This is a genomic window from Curtobacterium citreum, from assembly GCF_006715175.1.
GTDB lineage: Bacteria > Actinomycetota > Actinomycetes > Actinomycetales > Microbacteriaceae > Curtobacterium > Curtobacterium citreum.
Genome location: NZ_VFMQ01000001.1, coordinates 1,456,843 through 1,472,248, shown reverse-complemented (window position 1 = coordinate 1,472,248; position 15,406 = coordinate 1,456,843). Strand labels below are relative to the sequence as shown.

General features: G+C 71.9%; 13 protein-coding genes. 7 read left to right on the top strand and 6 right to left on the bottom strand.

The window, feature by feature from the left end:
* Positions 1-20 precede the first annotated feature (20 nt).
* Together FB462_RS07040 and FB462_RS07035 are read right to left on the bottom strand one after the other, a co-directional pair.
* Positions 21-1,259 carry a hypothetical protein gene (locus tag FB462_RS07040; RefSeq protein ID WP_141860968.1) on the bottom strand — a complete coding sequence of 413 codons (1,239 nt, stop codon included), beginning with the start codon at positions 1,257-1,259 and terminating at the stop codon, positions 21-23.
* Between the two features lie 133 nt (positions 1,260-1,392).
* On the bottom strand, positions 1,393-2,322 hold the full coding sequence (locus tag FB462_RS07035) for an NADP-dependent oxidoreductase (protein WP_141860966.1): 930 nt from the start codon (positions 2,320-2,322) through the stop codon (positions 1,393-1,395).
* A gap of 149 nt (positions 2,323-2,471) precedes the next feature.
* On the opposite strand from FB462_RS07035, the gene FB462_RS07030 reads away from it, so the two are divergent.
* From FB462_RS07030 to FB462_RS07000, 7 genes are all read left to right on the top strand, one after another.
* Positions 2,472-3,014, top strand: a complete 543-nt coding sequence (locus FB462_RS07030; protein WP_208738898.1) for an HNH endonuclease — start codon at positions 2,472-2,474, stop codon at positions 3,012-3,014.
* Between the two features lie 59 nt (positions 3,015-3,073).
* Positions 3,074-3,622, top strand: coding sequence for an excalibur calcium-binding domain-containing protein (locus tag FB462_RS07025; protein WP_141860962.1), 549 nt, complete (start codon positions 3,074-3,076; stop codon positions 3,620-3,622).
* Positions 3,623-4,082: 460 nt separating this feature from the next.
* On the top strand, positions 4,083-6,503 hold the full coding sequence (locus tag FB462_RS07020) for an ATP-binding cassette domain-containing protein (RefSeq protein WP_141860960.1): 2,421 nt from the start codon (positions 4,083-4,085) through the stop codon (positions 6,501-6,503).
* 150 nt (positions 6,504-6,653) lie between these two features.
* Complete coding sequence (locus FB462_RS07015) at positions 6,654-7,499, top strand: ABC transporter ATP-binding protein (RefSeq protein WP_141860958.1); 846 nt, start codon at positions 6,654-6,656, stop codon at positions 7,497-7,499.
* A complete protein-coding gene (locus FB462_RS07010) occupies positions 7,496-8,362 on the top strand; it encodes an ABC transporter permease (protein WP_141860956.1) in 867 nt (288 codons plus the stop codon). Before FB462_RS07015 ends, FB462_RS07010 begins: the two co-directional genes overlap by 4 nt.
* Before the next feature lie 52 nt (positions 8,363-8,414).
* Positions 8,415-9,626 (top strand): sensor histidine kinase, encoded by a 1,212-nt coding sequence (locus FB462_RS07005; protein WP_167510037.1) that lies wholly within the window; start codon positions 8,415-8,417, stop codon positions 9,624-9,626.
* Positions 9,623-10,246 (top strand): response regulator transcription factor, encoded by a 624-nt coding sequence (locus FB462_RS07000; RefSeq protein ID WP_058742527.1) that lies wholly within the window; start codon positions 9,623-9,625, stop codon positions 10,244-10,246. Before FB462_RS07005 ends, FB462_RS07000 begins: the two co-directional genes overlap by 4 nt.
* 251 nt (positions 10,247-10,497) lie before the next feature.
* Here FB462_RS07000 and FB462_RS06995 read toward each other — a convergent pair whose 3' ends face one another.
* The 4 genes from FB462_RS06995 to FB462_RS17490 are packed head-to-tail and all read right to left on the bottom strand — an operon-like array spanning position 10,498 to position 15,399.
* Positions 10,498-12,606, bottom strand: coding sequence for a glycoside hydrolase family 36 protein (locus FB462_RS06995; RefSeq protein WP_141860952.1), 2,109 nt, complete (start codon positions 12,604-12,606; stop codon positions 10,498-10,500).
* Complete coding sequence (locus FB462_RS06990) at positions 12,603-13,496, bottom strand: ABC transporter ATP-binding protein (RefSeq protein WP_141860950.1); 894 nt, start codon at positions 13,494-13,496, stop codon at positions 12,603-12,605. Before FB462_RS06990 ends, FB462_RS06995 begins: the two co-directional genes overlap by 4 nt.
* Entirely contained in the window at positions 13,493-14,350 is an 858-nt protein-coding gene (locus tag FB462_RS17495; protein ID WP_141860948.1) for an ABC transporter ATP-binding protein, read from the bottom strand. The genes FB462_RS06990 and FB462_RS17495 overlap by 4 nt, the downstream gene beginning before the upstream one ends.
* A complete protein-coding gene (locus FB462_RS17490) occupies positions 14,347-15,399 on the bottom strand; it encodes an ABC transporter permease (protein ID WP_229666982.1) in 1,053 nt (350 codons plus the stop codon). The genes FB462_RS17495 and FB462_RS17490 overlap by 4 nt, the downstream gene beginning before the upstream one ends.
* Between the last annotated feature and the right edge of the window lie 7 nt (positions 15,400-15,406).

Genomic DNA, 15,406 nt, shown 5'->3' with positions numbered 1-15,406 from the left:
TGCGCGCAGCGGCGAGCGCTTCAACTCTTCGCGACGCTCAACAGCTTCGTCCAGGGGTTACCGAGCATCCTGCGGCTGATCCGATCGTGCGCGACACGAAGACTGCCCGCTCGGAACAGGAGCATCACGGCTGCGACTTCGAGCTGTAGCTCAAGTGTTCGTGCGCACTCCGAGAGCTGGTCGCGTGCGAGTTCCGCGCCGGGTCCGTCGACACCTCGATTGCGCTCGTAGTCGTCACGGTGCCAGTTCGACAGCCAGCCGTGACACATACGCCGCAGACCATCGTCATCGAGGTAGGCGTGACTCCGTGACTGCGGACTGCTGTAGAGCCAGTCGAAGCCAGAGCGGTGGATGAACGACGTTGCCGAGGGCACGAGGTTCCATGCGACGTAGCGGAGCCCGGCGCGGCGGATCTCTTCGTTGAGATCTCTGAGACGCTCCATCGACTCCTCGAGCGACTGTGGGTCGCGCAGTTCCTTACCCAGGCGATGCCAGGTCACGATGTCTCCGCCGTCGCGGAGGTCGACGACGATTCCCCTCGAGTAGGACGTTCCCGGGATGAGCGTCCCGCAGCGCTCATCGACGATCACTCCGCTCAGGCGATGGACGTCCTCCGCTCGACGTAGCGCGACCTCCCACAACTCGGCGGCGCCGAATGCCCATCTGGCCAACAAGCGGTTGGCATCTTTCGCCGCTTCGTCACGGGCTCGGATGCGGTCCAACAACGGCGTCCTCGAGCTCACCGCGAATAGTCCAAGCAACACCAGCACGATGGGCAGCGCCAGCTTCACATCGTCCCAGCGGGGCATCAGCGCGGACCACTGGTCCCAGACGTCACCCGGTTGCCAGGACCACTCAGCTGGCCAGGAGATGACGGCCAGGACGACCCCAGCGCAGAGCGCGCCCAGTCGGAACACCTGGAACGGTCTGACCGCGTGCGGCCAGAACACGACATGCCCACCGAAGCGATCGAGCACGGACACCGATCGCTCGAGCAGACTCGCCTCGTACAGCGCTCGGTTCGCGACACGAGCGGCGGAAGTGCTGGAGACGAACCCGTGTTCACGGTCGAAGAGACGCCGGTAACGACGGTCGAGTCGTCGCTCAGTGTCGTACAGGGTTGACCGGGCCAGACTTGCTGGCACGCTCGACAGGACCGCGACGACGGCCGCCCAGACTACGGCGGTGAGACCGAGCGAGACGGTTTGAGGCAGCGCCGTCGACCGCTCCAGGACCAGAGTCGTGATCCACGTCAGCATCTGTTCTCCCCCATGGCGGGGAAGCCTATTGGAGAGCGCGTGCGCCAAGGCGTCTTCCACGCGGACGGGAGGCACGGTGCCAGCTGGCACCGCGCCTCCCGTCCGTCTCCTGCTCGCCTCGGGCGACCGCCACTCACCAGGTGAGCACGAACCGCCCGCGCGTCCCGCCCGCGGCGAGGCGCTCGTGCGCCTCCCCCGCCCGCGCAGCGGGCAGCACCTCGGCGACCCGCGGGGTCAGGACCCCGTCCTCCACCGCCTGCCGCAGCTCCTCGAGCAGGTCGAACGACGTGTACTCCCCGAACACCATGATCCGTTCGAACCGGATGCCGCGAGCGCCGTTGCCCTCCCATCCCCGGACGTCCGCGAAGACCCCGCCGTCGCGGACCGCGTCGACGACCTCCTCGCGCTGGACCGCGGCGTCGGCGAGCGCATCGGCCCCGTCCGGCACGATCCCGCGGACGGCTGCGGCGAACCCGTCGCCGCGTGGGACGACGTGGTCGGGGCCGAGCGAGCGGACGAGCTCCTCGTCCTTCGGTGCGGCGTCCGCGATGACCGTGATCCCCCGCTGCTTCGCGAGCTGGACGACGTAGTTGCCGAGCAGCCCCGCGGCGCCGGTCACCGCGAGGGTGTCCTCCGGCGACAGTGCGGCACGCGCGAGGATCTGCAGCGCGGTCAGACCGTTCATCGGCACGGTGGCGGCCTCCTCGATCGAGGCGCCGGCCGGGATGCGCGTGAAGGACCCGACCGGGGCGACGAGGTGCTCGACGTAGGCCCCGCCGTGCTCGGACAGCGGGAGCGCCATCGCCATGACCTGGTCGCCCACCTGCCAGCCGTCCACGTCGGGGCCGACCTCGTCGACCACGCCGGCGGCGTCCATCCCGGGCACGCACGGCGGGGCGGTGTCGGTCTCCCGCTGCCCCTCGCGCACGCCCGTGTCGGTGGGGTTCACGGCGAACGCCTGCACCCGGATTCGGACGGTGCCGGGGCCGGCGTGCGGCTCCGGGACCTCGTGGACGGCGAGGGCCTCGGGCCCTCCGAACGTTTCGACTCCGACGACCTGCATGTCCTCCGGTCTACCCGCCGTTCAGCCCGGGGACTCAGCGGAGCTCCTGGTTGGGGCCACACCCCTGAACGGGTCCTACCGCTTCTCCGCGCACCGCCGAGAAGATGAGGATGTGCCGGTTCCGCCGGCGGAACGAGGAGGACGAAGCAGTGCTGCGCAGGGCCGAGAACATCACCATCCGACACGGAGTCAACATCTTCACACGTCGGGGTCGTGTGCAGATGACGCTCGGCCGCTCGACCTACTACGTCGGCTCGAAGCTCTCGAAGGACGAGTTCCGCGCCGTGCTCGACGCTTCGGTCCACCGTCCCTCCTACATCGGCCGGGTCAAGGAGCGCCAGTACTGGATCTTCCGCAACCGCTGGTTCTGGGACAACGACCAGCTGACCGAGGAGCAGGTGTTCGCCCTGCTCGAGTCGCGCGATCGGCGCCAAGCCAGTGCCATCGCGCGAGCACACGCTCTCGCGAACACGCCACAGGACCCACCGCGGTACCGTCGCGGCGCGGTGCCCCGTGAGGTGAAGGACCTCGTCTGGGCACGGGACGGCGGACGGTGTTCGCACTGCGGCTCAGTGCACGAGCTCCAATTCGACCACGTGATCCCGGTTGCTCGCGGTGGGAGCAATGTACCGGAGAACCTCCAGATCCTGTGCGGACCGTGCAACCGTCGGAAGGGCGCGGCGATCGGCTAGGTCCGGGAGCGCCGCACCCCGGAACGGGGGCATCGCGACGAGGCGGTCACCACGGAATCATGGACGAGTCCTCAGGTTGGGAGAACCAGGTGTCGTCCTCGAAGAACCGCCGCAGCGCCGTGATCGGCGTCGCGAGCGCGCTCGCCCTCGTCCTCACGCTCAGCGCGTGCAGCTCTGGTACCGCAAGCGATGCTCCGGCGCTCCTGGCTGACGCCGCACAGCCCTCCGCCACCTCGACAGCGAGCGCCGTCGCCAAGGCGGCTCGAGAGGCCGCGGCACAGAAGGCCGCCGACGAGGCCGCTGCACGGAAGGTCGCCGAAGAGCAGGCCGCTGCCGAGGAGGCCGCCAAGAAGGCCGCGGAAGAGGCAGCAGCGAAGAAGGCCGCCGAGGAAGCCGCGGCACAGGCTGCCGCGGACGCGGCCGCCGCACAGGCCGCCGCAGCCCAGGCCGCTGCCGACGCGCAAGCCCGAGCGGCCGCAGCCGCCGCCCCCACCTTCTTCGCGAACTGCGATGCCGCTCGCGCGGCCGGCGCCGCACCGGTCCACGTCGGTGATCCGGGCTACTCCCGGAAGCTCGACCGCGACGGCGACGGAGTCGGCTGCGAGTGACCGGCCCGGTGCACCGCGCCGACCGCCACCAACCCAGTCGTCCTGAATCCGACGACAGCGATCACGAGCCACACGATCGGTCCGACGAAGGTGACCGATCGGTCACTGCGACGCCGTAGGAGCATCCCATCGACCGCGGCACGCCGACTGTCGCGAGCTTGAAGATCACCATACCGATCCACCTGGCCGGCGGCAGGAGCCCACTCGCCGCGATCCACAGGGCGCCGTGTCGATGCCGCGGCGGCGACCAAGCGACGTCGCCGATGACCCTTCGCTCGTCCACGCGGCCCCCGTTCGCCGCCCTCCCGCATCCGCACCGTACCGACCGCCGGACGGGAGGCACGGTGTCAGCCCGCCCCGTGCCTCCCGTCCGTCTCCCGGTCACCATCGCAGCCGACCCACCGGGGCCCGAACCTGCGATCCGGAACGGCGCTCGCCGGTTCCGCCTACGCTCGAACGAATGCCCGCCCCGCACCACCCAGCCGACCAGCCGTCGTCGTCCGACGGGTTCATCCGCGTCCGCGGCGCCCGCGAGCACAACCTCCGCGATGTGGACGTGGACATCCCCCGCGACCGGATCGTCGCCTTCACGGGCGTGTCCGGGTCCGGGAAGTCGAGCCTGGCGTTCGGGACGGTCTTCGCGGAGGCGCAGCGCCGCTTCCTGGAGTCCGTCGCCCCGTACGCCCGCCGGCTCATCGCGCAGGGCAGCACCCCGCACGTCGACTCGATCACGGGCCTGCCGCCGGCCGTCGCCCTGCAGCAGCGCCGTGGCGCCCCGAGCACCCGTTCGACGGTCGGCACGCTGACGACCCTGAGCAACTCCGTCCGCATGCTCTACTCGCGCGCCGGCACCTACCCCGAGGGCGCCGAGCAGCTGTACTCGGACTCGTTCTCGCCGAACACCGCGACCGGGGCGTGCCCGCGCTGCCACGGGCTCGGGACGGCGCACGAGGTGACCGAGGCCTCCGCCGTGCACGACCCCTCGCTGAGCATCCGGGACGGCGCGATCACCGCCTGGCCCGGCGCCTGGCAGGGCAAGAACCTCCGCGACGTGACGGCGGTGCTCGGCTACGACATCGACCGGCCGTGGCGGGACCTGCCGCAGGCGGACCGCGACTGGCTGCTGTTCACCGAGGAGCAGCCCGTCGTGCAGGTCCACCCGAAGCGCGACCGGGTCGCGAAGCCGTACAAGGGGCGGTTCTGGAGCGCCCGGCAGTACACGCTGCACACGTTGGCGGACTCGCAGAGCGAGGCCCAGCGGAACAAGGCGATGCGCTTCGTCCAGTCCGGCCCGTGCCAGCTCTGCGGCGGCTCCGGACTCACCCGCGCGGCCCTCGCGGTGACGTTCGGCGGCCTGTCGATCGCCCGGTTCAACGCCTTGCCGCTCACCGAGGTCGCCGAGGTCCTCCGGCCGGCGGCGACGCTGACGGACCCCGCGCCCGCGCAGAGCCGGGTCACGTCCGGCGAGCGCTCCGAGGTGGCGAAGTCGATCGCCGCCGACCTGCTCTCCCGCGTCGAGGTCCTCACCGGACTCGGGCTCGGCTACCTCGGACTCGACCGGGCGACACCGACGCTCTCCCCCGGCGAGATGCAGCGCCTCCGGATCGCGACGCAGCTCCGCTCGGGCCTGTTCGGGGTCGTGTACGTCCTCGACGAGCCGAGCGCCGGCCTGCACCCGGCGGACGCCGAGCCCCTGGTCCGGGTGCTCGAGGACCTCCGCGCGAGCGGGAACAGCGTGTTCGTGGTCGAGCACGACATGGACATCGTCCGTCAGGCGGACTGGATCGTCGACGTCGGCCCCGGCGCTGGCTCCGGCGGCGGCCACGTCCTGTACAGCGGTCCGCCCGAGGGACTCGCCGAGGTGGCCGAGAGCGTCACCCGGCGGTTTCTCCAGCCGGGCCGGGCGGTCCCGGCGCACGAGCAGCGCACGCCCGTCGGCACCCTCGAGATCCGGGACGTGTCGCTGCACAACCTCGACCACCTCGACGTCGACCTGCCCCTCGGGGTCATGACCGCGGTCACCGGGGTGTCCGGCTCGGGCAAGTCCTCGCTCGTCGGCGGCGTCCTGCCCGCCGTCGCGACGGCGCACCCGATCGTCAGCCGCGTGGTCGAGGTCGACCAGAAGCCAATCGGTCGCACGCCCCGCTCGAACCTCGCCACCTACACGGGGATGTTCGACGCCGTCCGCCAGGCCTTCGCCGCCACGGACCACGCCCGGCAGCGCGGCTGGTCCGCCGGCCGCTTCTCGTTCAACGTCGAGGGTGGCCGGTGCGAGGTCTGCCAGGGCGAGGGCTCTGTCTCCGTCGAACTCCTGTTCCTGCCGGGCAGCTGGGCGCCGTGCCCCGAGTGCCACGGCTCCCGGTACAACGCCGAGACGCTCGAGGTCCACCGGAACGGTGCGTCGATCGCCGACGTCCTCGGCATGACCGTCGACGAGGCCGCCGCCGCGCTCGACGACCTGCCCGCCGCGTCACGTGCGCTCGACGCCCTCCGCAGCGTCGGACTCGGGTACCTGCGCCTGGGGCAGCCCGCACCGGAACTGTCCGGCGGCGAGGCGCAGCGCATCAAGCTCGCCACCGAACTCCAGCGCGCCCGCTCCGGGCACACGCTCTACCTGCTGGACGAGCCGACGACGGGCCTGCACCCGGCGGACGTCGAGCTGCTCACCGCCCAGCTCGCACGGCTCACCGACGCGGGCAACACCGTCGTGGTCGTCGAGCACACCATGTCGGTCGTCGCGCAGGCGGATCACGTCATCGACATGGGCCCGGCCGGCGGGGACGAGGGCGGCCGCGTGGTCGCGGCCGGCACACCGGCCGCGGTCGCGGCAGCGCCGGACAGCCGGACGGCGCCCTTCCTGCGGGCGGCGCTCGGTTCCTGACGGGGCCCGGCACCGGCCTGGAGGCACGGGGCGGGCCCGCCACGCGCCTCCCGTCCGTCCGTCGGTCCGTAGCGGCATCCTCCGATCGGAGGATGCCGTTCCGCCCGGCCCTCCGATCCGGTGCGGCCATCCGGCGAGGAGGCTGGGGTCATGCCCAGCAGCCCCGCCATCGAGGTCGAGCACCTCTCGAAGCAGTACCCGAACGGCAAGCGCGCCGTCACCGACGTCTCGTTCACGATCGACCGCGGCGAGACCTTCGCCCTGCTCGGCCCGAACGGCGCGGGCAAGTCCACGACCGTCGAGATCCTCGAGGGGTACCGGTCCCGGTCGGGCGGTTCCGTCCGGGTCCTCGGCCACGACCCGGCCCGCGCGAGCCGCAGCCACAACGCCCGCGTCGGCATGGTCCTGCAGACGAGCGGCGAGTCCCCGAACGTCACCGTCGCCGAGCAGCTCGCGCACTTCCGGCACCTGTACCCGCGGAGCCGTCCGGTCGAGGAACTCCTCGCGGTCACCGGGCTCCACGAGCAGCGCAACACCCGTGTCAGCAAGCTGTCCGGTGGACAGCGGCGGCGGGTCGACGTGGCCCTGGGGATCATCGGCCGCCCCGAGGTGCTGTTCCTCGACGAACCGACGACCGGCTTCGACCCCGAGGCCCGCCGGCAGTTCTGGCAGCTCATCGAGCAGGTCGCCAACGAGGGCACGACGATCCTGCTCACCACCCACTACCTCGACGAGGCCGCACACCTGGCCGACCGCGCGGCGGTGATCGCCGACGGCAGCCTGATCGACCTCGCCCCGATCGACGAGATCGGTGGTGCCGCGGCCCGTATCCCCGTCGTCCGGTGGCGGGACGACGACGGCGCGCAGCACGAGCGACGCACCACCGACCCGGTCGCACTGGTCCGCGGCTCGACCGGGCCGATGCACGACCTGGAGGTCGTCCGCCCCGCACTCGAGGACGTCTACCTCGCCATGATCGCGGAGCACGCAGCATGAACGCCGCGACGCCCGGCCCGGTCCGCGTCGAACCGGTGCGCAGTGGCCCGGCCCGCATCGGCCCGGTCCGAACAGGCGCGGTCCGCATCGGGTACGAGGTCCGTTCCTACTTCCGTGCCCCCGACTCCGTGTTCTTCACCTTCCTGTTCCCGATCATCATGCTGGCGCTGTTCTCCGTCGCGTTCGGCAGCGCCCCGGACATCCAAGCCGGCCCGGGTGTCAGCGTCGACTACGCGACCTACTACCTGCCCGGCCTCGTCGCGACCGCCTTCCTGCTCTCCGGCACCCAGTCGCTCGGCGTGGACATCGCCGGCGAGCGAAGCGACGGCACCTTGAAGCGCCTCGGTGGCACCCCGCTGCCCGTGCTCGCGTACTTCGTCGGCAAGGTCGGCATGGTGCTGGTGACCGTCATCGCGCAGGTCGCCCTGCTGCTCGGCATCGCCGCGATCGTCTTCGGCGTGCAGCTGCCCACCGACGGCGGCGCGTGGGCCCGCTTCGCAGGGATCATGCTGCTCGGCGTCGCCACGAGCTGCGTCCTGGGCATCGCGATCTCGGCGCTCCCCCGCGAGGGCCGACGCGCCACGGCGACCATCGTCCCGATCGTCCTGGTCCTGCAGTTCATCTCCGGCGTGTACCTCCCCTTCACGCAGCTCCCCGACTGGTTGCAGACCGTCGCCGGGGTCTTCCCCCTCCGCTGGATGGCGTCGGGCATGCGGTCGGTGTTCCTCCCCGAGGGCTTCGCGTCCGCCGAGCCCGGGGGCGCCTGGCACCTCGGGATCGGTACCGCCGTCCTGACAGCGTGGCTCGTCCTCGGCGCCCTCGTGTGCCTGCTGACGTTCCGGTGGAACCGACGGGATGCCTGACGTTCCTGTGGAGAGACCCGAGCGCGACGGCAACCGGTGGGATGCTGTCCACATGGACCGCAGCGGCACGCACGCCAACCGGGGCCTCCACGTCGCCTTCGGTGTGACCGTCGCGCTCGTCACGGTCATCGCCGCCCTCGGATGGTCCCCGTGGTCGAGCCGCTGGCCGGCGTTCGTGATGCTCGGGGTCCTCGCACTCGCATACGCCGCGTACGGCTGGCGCGGGTACGCCCGACCCCGCGCGGCAGCCGGCTTCGTGCCGGTGCTCGTCGTGGCTGCCCTCGTCCTGCCCGCGGTCGTCCCGAGCACCGCGTTCGTGCAGTGCATCCTGTTCCCGGTCGCCTGGTGCCAGCTCGACCGCGTCCGCACCTCGGTCGCGGTGTCGGTCGTCATCGGGGTCGCCTCGGGCATTGGCCTGCAGATCGCCTCGGGACCGGCCGCCGTGGTGTCGACGCTCCTCATCGAGACCGTCAGCGTCGCCGGCGCCTGCGCACTCGGACTGTGGATCACGCGGATCGCCCAGCTGTCCGACGAACGCCGCGTGCTCCTCGAACAGCTGCAAGCCACCCAGGCGTCCCTCGCCGAGGCCCACCGGACGGCCGGCATCACGAGCGAACGCGAACGCCTCGCACGGGAGCTCCACGACACCGTGGCGCAGGACCTGGCGGGCATCGTCATGCTGACCGAGCGTGCCCGCGGCGACCTGGCCGCTCACCGCACGGACCGACTCGACGAACGGCTCGCCGTGCTCGAGGAGTCCGCCCGGACGGCGCTCGAGGGATCCCGCACCCTCGTCGCTGCCGGAGCAGCAGGGGTCGCGAGCGACGGCCTCTGTGCCGCACTGCACCGACTCGGCGAACGGTTCCACCGCGAGACCGGCATCCCGGTCGAGGTCGACGCGTCGGACTCCGCGCTGGACCGCGACGTGCAGGTCGTGCTGCTCCGCGTCGGACAAGAGGCGCTGGCGAACGTCCGCGCACACGCCCGAGCGGAGTCGGTGCAGATGCGCCTCCGCACGGATGCCGATCGCGTCACGCTGCGGGTCGTCGACGACGGAGTGGGCTTCGAGCCGGCCCGTGCCACCGCCGGTCGCGGCCTTCCGGGACTGCGCGATCGACTCACCCTGGCCGGGGGCACCTGCACTGTCACGTCCGCACACGGCTCCGGAACCGTGGTCGAAGCCGCCCTGCCCCTCCAGCTCGTCACGACCGGCACACTCGCACCTGCTCAGGCCGTCGCCGTCCCCCCGCCGGTGCCCGCGTGATCCGGGTCGTCGTCGCGGACGACCACCCCATCGTCCGCGCAGGCATCGTCGCCCTGCTGCAGGACGCCGACGACGTGCAAGTGGTCGGCCAGGCCAGTGACGGCGAGACCGCGGTCCGCCTCGCACTCGCGGAACGGCCGGACGTCGTGCTCATGGACCTGCGGATGCCCGGCATCGACGGCGACCAGGCCACCGCGCGCATCCTGGCCCGCGAGCCCGGGGTCCGCGTGCTCATCCTCACCACGTACGAGTCCGACGACCAGATCCTCGCCGCGATCGAGGCGGGCGCCGCAGGCTACCTGCTCAAGGCGGCCCCGGAGTCCGACATCCTGGCGGGCCTCCGGGCCACTGCCCGCGGCGAGACCGCCCTCGCGCCGTCCGCCGCCGCGGCCCTCGTGCGCCGAGCCACCACGAAGGGCCCGACCGGACCGGCCCTCTCTCCGCGCGAGCACGAGGTCCTTCGACTCGTCGCGCAGGGCAACTCGAACCCAGCCATCGGCCGTGCGCTCTTCCTCAGCGAGACGACGGTGAAGACGCACCTCGGGCACGTGTTCGAGAAGCTCGGCGTGAACGACCGGACACGTGCCGTGACCCGAGCGATGGAGCTCGGGCTGCTCTGACCTCAGTGGCAGTGCCGTCTCGACCTGCTCTCCCGTAGACCCACCCCCGAGGGTGCCTGCGACGCCCCTGGTCCGCGTCGCTCGATGGCTGTTCTGGTCCTCTGAACCCGGGGCGGACGGACCAGGACGGTCACCCGCTGATCGCGACCCACGGCCTCGCCACCACGCACCGGACGGGAGCCGCGGTGCCTGCCCGCACCGCGTCTCCCGTCCGTCCGACGACCGTCGGCTGCCATCCGACGGCCGTCCCCTCAGCGCTCCGCGTCCGCCCCCTCGGTCCGGACGCGGAACACCCTCGCCGTCGGGGTGGTACCGCCGTCGTCGACGTGCAGCACCCCGGCGGACGCATCCCACGAGACCGTCCACGGAGCGGCCTCGGTCGGGAAGAGCGCGGTCACCGACACCGACCGCCCCGCGTACCCGGCCAGCGGGAGTGCGACGCTCGGGGGCCCGCCGGGCAGCGACCACACCGACAGGTACAGGTCGCCGTCCGGGACGGCCAGCCCGAGCGCCACCCACGGGTCCTCCCACCCGGGCAGTCCGAGCGGCCACACCGGCACCGCGGTCCCGAGCACGCCGAGCACCTCACGGTGCGCCGCGATCGCCGACCGCACCACGGCGCGCTGCCCGTCGGTCATCTCGTTGAGGTACCCGGACAGGTACATCCGGCCGAGCACCCCGTTCACGAGCGACAGGGTGAACCGCTCGGGCGACGTCCCGGGCGCCGGGTACGCCCAGTTCCCGGCCTGCTCGGGCAGCATCGCCGCCGGGGCCGCCGCCGCGATCGAGGCGGACAGCACCGGGTCCTGCTGGTCGGACGTGGACTGTATGTGCAGCCGCGACAGCATCGCCTGGTCGGCCCGCATCGCCCCCGAGGCGCAGTTCTCGATGAGCAGCTCCTGGTACCGCTGTTGGACGTCGTCGAGCCAGGCGAGGAGTGCGCGCCCGCCGTCCACCGATCCGGACCACGGGCCGGTCATGGTGTTGTCGTCCATCTTGAAGTACGTGACGCCGAGCGTCCCGACGAGCCGGTCGACCACCCCGTCGAGGTGTGCGCGGGCGGCCGGGGACCGCAGGTCGAGCACGTGGCGTCCGTGTTCGGCGACCCGTACGCCGTGGTGCTGCACGAAGGCGTCGTCGGGCAGCGTGGACGCGAGCGGCGAGTGGATGCCGATGACCTCCGGTTCCAGCCAGAGCCCGGCCTGCATCCCCCGGGAACGGATGTGGTCGACGACGACGGACAGCCCGCCCGGGAAGCGCGACGCGGCCGGTTCCCACGCCCCGACGGTGTCCCACCAGTGCCCCTCGGCGTACCAGCCGGCGTCGATGCAGAACAGGTCCGCGCCGGCGTCGGCGGCTGCGTCGATCAGCGGCAGCAGCTTCTCGGTCGTCGGGTCGCCCATGAGGGTGTTCATGTAGTCGTTGAACACGAGCGGCATGGCGGCGTCCGCGGTCCGGGTCCGCCGCGAGGCCCGTCGTTGCGCGGTGAGCACGCCGAACGCCCCGTCGACCGAGTCCGCGATGCCCACCGAGACGAGCACCGAGGTGAACGGCGCCGACGGCGTGACCACCGCGGTCCACTGGTGCTCCTGGTCGGTCGGTCCGCTGAGCAGCACGTACGCCGCGCTCCGGGTCTCCCCGAGCTCGTACAGCCACGGCCCGTTGTGCTCGATCTCCCACACGAGCGCGTACCCGGGGCCGGTGAGCACGCCGATGGGCAGTGCCTCGCCGGTCGACCACGACCCGCGGTTCTGCACGACCGCGCGGCTGCGGGGTGGGTGGTGCTGCGCCTCGCGGTCGATGCGCGCGAGGCCGATCTCCCGCAGCCGGTCGGTGCGCCACCGGCTCTCCGCCGACCAGTCGTTGTCGGCGTGCGCCAGGGACAGGTCGTCGACGTCCGCGCCCGAGTCGGTCAGCCACGCCCCGCTCGCGAACGATGAGACGAAGTCGACGACGTGCTCGCCACGCTCCGCCCGGACCTCGGTCCACGTCCGGAACGCGGGGACGCCGTCGTGCGCCCGGAACACGGAGACGGTCTGGAGGCCCGTGGCCGCGTCCGCCTGCACGATCCGGACCTCGGGACCGGTCACCACCACGGCGCTCGCGTCCGCCCCGTCCGTCGCGGTGTGCGACACGTACCGCAGCCGCGCGCCCACCGTGGAGTCGACGTGTCGGAAGCCACCGGGGAACCGCCCGTGCCCGACTGTGGTCAGCTCGACGAGCGGCTGCGGGTCCGCCGGCCCGTCCGACAGCGCCCCACCGGACGGCACGAACGACACGAGTGCCACCGGCTGGTCCGGACCGATCCGGAACCGGACGGCGAACCCGCTCGTGACCCAGTCGAGGGACGGCACCGTCACCGGGCTCCGACCGGGGCCGCCGGGGCCTCCACCCACGCCCCGATCCCGTGGTCGTAACAGGTCGTGTTGTCGATCGTCGACCGGTCGACCACGGGCCCGGCCGTCACTCGACGGTCCACCCGCTCGGGGTCCGGTGCGGCGTCGGCGAGCAGCCGCGTGTAGTCGTGGTGCGGGTCGAGGATCACGGCGTCGGACGGCCCGCGCTCGACCACGCGACCGCGGTAGAGCACGAGGATCTCGTCGGAGAAGTGCCGCGCGGTCGCCAGGTCGTGCGTGATGTAGAGCACGGCGAGGTGGTCCTCCCGCTGCAGCCGCCCCATCAGGTTGAGCACGCTCAGCCGGATCGACACGTCGAGCATCGACACCGGTTCGTCCGCGACGAGCACCTGGGCACCGGGAGCCAGCGCACGGGCGATCGCGACGCGCTGCCGCTGCCCGCCGGACAGCTCGTGGGGGCGCCGCTCGGCGAAGTCCTCGTCGAGGTTCACCCGGTCGAGCAGCTCCCGGACGCGCTCCCGGGTCTCGGCTGCACCGCGGGTCCGGTGGTGCAGCTGCAGCGGTCGGGCGATGTGGTGCTCGATGGAGTGGAACGGGTTGAGCGAGGCGAACGGGTCCTGGAACACCATCTGCACGTGCCGGCGGTACATGCTGCCGACCACGGGGGTGCCGTCCTCAAGCCGGACGTCGATCGAGCCGCTCGTCACGGACTCGAGCTTCGCGAGCATCCGCGCGATCGTGGACTTGCCGGAGCCGGACTCCCCCACCAGGGCCACGGTCCGGCCGGGCAGCAGCTCGAAGGACACGTCGTCGACGGCGCGGAGGGTGTTCCGGCGCAGGCCCTTGCGGACGTGGAAGTCCTTGGTCAGGTGGTTGACGGTGACGCTGGTCACGATGCGACCTCCTCGAAGCCGAGACCCGTGCGGATGAAGTCGCCGCGGGCGCCGGACAGGCTCGGGAACGAGCGCAGCAGACGCTGCGTGTACGGGTGCTGCGGCTCGTGCTGGATCCGCGCCGCGGTGGCGCACTCGACGACCTCGCCGCGGAGCATGATCGCGATCCGGTCGCTGATCTCGAGCAGCAGCGGCAGGTCGTGCGTGATGAACACGACCGCGAAGCCGAGCTCGTCCCGCAGCCGGACGATCTCCCGCAGGATCTCGCGCTGCACGACGACGTCGAGCGCGGTGGTCGGCTCGTCCATGATCATCACCTGCGGCTCGAGCAGCATCGCCATCGCGATCATGACGCGCTGCCGCATCCCGCCGGACAGTTCGTGCGGGTAGGCGGTGATGCGGGCGGGGTCGACGCCGACGCGGCGCAGGGCGTCCTCGGCGATCGCCCGCCGCTCCTTCTTGGGCATCCCCCTGCGGTGCTCGACGAGCGCGTCGTCGAGCTGCGCCCGGATCGTGGTGACCGGGTTGAGCGCGTTCATCGCGCCCTGGAACACCATCGACAGCTTCGACCAGCGGACCGCCCGGAGTCGTTCGTCGCTCAGCCCGAGCAGGTCGATATCGCTGCCGTCACGGTCGTGGAAGGTGATGCTGCCGCTCGCCACCTTCGCCGGCGGCTTGTGCAGCCGGGTGATGGCGTAGGCGAGCGTCGTCTTGCCGCAGCCGGACTCCCCCGCCAGCCCGAGGATCTCCCCCGGTGCGAGCGTGAGCGACACGTCCTTGACGGCGTGCACCGGTCGCTCCGTCTCGTAGACGACGTCGAGGTGGTCGATGGTGAGGACGGCGTCCCGGGTCACGAGGCGACCCCCTTCCGGTCGGTGGTGGTGTCGTCGAGGCGAGCCGTGCCTCCCGTCCGTGCCGCACGCCGCGCACGACGCTCGCGCCGTCGCTGCGCACGCACGTTCGCGAGTCGCGGGTTGATGACCTCGTCGATCGAGAAGTTGACGAGCGACAGGCCCATGCCGAGCAGAGCGATGAGCAGACCCGGCGGCACGAACCACCACCAGGCGCCCTGCGCGAGCGCGAACCCGTTCTGGGCGTAGAAGAGCATCGTGCCGAGCGTCGACGAGTTCGACGCCCCGAGCCCGAGGAAGGACAGGCCGGCCTCGCCGAGGATCGCGGCGATGACCGCGAAGACGAACTGCGACGCGAGCACGGGCAGCAGGTTCGGCAGGATCTCGACCGCGATGACCCGCCACGGTCGTTCGCCCGCGACCCGGGCGGCGGAGACGTAGTCGCGGTTCCGGATCGACATCGTCTGCGCCCGGAGGACCCGCGCGGACCCGGCCCACGACGTGATCGCCAGGACGATCGCGATGGTCCAGAGCCCGCGTGCCTCCTGCGGCACCAGGCCCGAGATGACGATGACGAGCGGCAGACCGGGGATCACGAGGAAGACGTTCGAGAACAGCGAGAACGCCTCGTCCATGATCCCGCCGAGGTACGCCCCGAGGATGCCGAAGAACGCGGAGAGCACCGTCGCGAGCACGCCGACGATCAACCCGATCTGCAGGCTGCCGCGGGTGGCGTACGCGAGCTGGGCGAGGACGTCCTGGCCGGTCTGGGTGGTGCCGAGCAGGTTGTCCCCGCTCGGCGGCTGCATGCCGGAGTCGCGAATGGCGTTCGGGTCGCCGACCAGGAGCGGGCCGAGCAGCCCGAACAGGGCGACGCCGACGATGAGCACGATGCCGGTGACGAGCCACGGCGTCATGGTGGGCAGGAAGCGGTGCAGGCCACCGGTCCGACGAGCGGACCGGGCGGTCGCGATGCTGCGGGTGGAGGCACCGGCGGTCTCCTCGGCGAGCGCGCCGACCGTGGGTTCGGTGTCCTCTTGGATGTTGGTCACGGTGGTG